The organism is Streptococcus mitis (assembly GCF_946188585.1).
Classification (GTDB): Bacteria; Bacillota; Bacilli; order Lactobacillales; family Streptococcaceae; genus Streptococcus; species Streptococcus mitis_DG.
The window spans coordinates 1-276 of record NZ_CAMHVI010000030.1 but is presented as its reverse complement, the minus strand read 5'-3'; the positions used below and the strand labels follow the sequence as shown (position 1 = coordinate 276).

At 52.2% G+C, this 276-nt stretch carries 1 protein-coding gene; it reads left to right on the top strand.

What is annotated here, in order from left to right; all coding sequences use genetic code 11:
- Window positions 1–19: 19 nt before the first annotated feature.
- The coding region (locus tag N8M66_RS09315; RefSeq protein WP_261047232.1) for a hypothetical protein at window positions 20–276 on the top strand (257 nt) is incomplete at its 3' end.

The window sequence follows — 276 nt, the reverse complement described above, 5'->3', positions numbered from 1 at the left end:
AATAATTGATACGCAAGACATGCAGTTCAAAGATGGTACGGCACGGGGATGGATTTTCGTATCGGATGGAACCACGCACACGCCAAACGGCACGGATAGTTATGTGATTCGGGTTATCCGCACCGGTGGTACGGGTACAATGTCATTTTTTGCAGCTTCGGGAACCAACTGGGCAAGGCAAGTACGACGAACGGCAACGGCAGCTCCGGGCACGAACGACAAACTGATCATCGCCGGGATATTCACGGGTGTCGGATTAAACACAAGGCACACCGT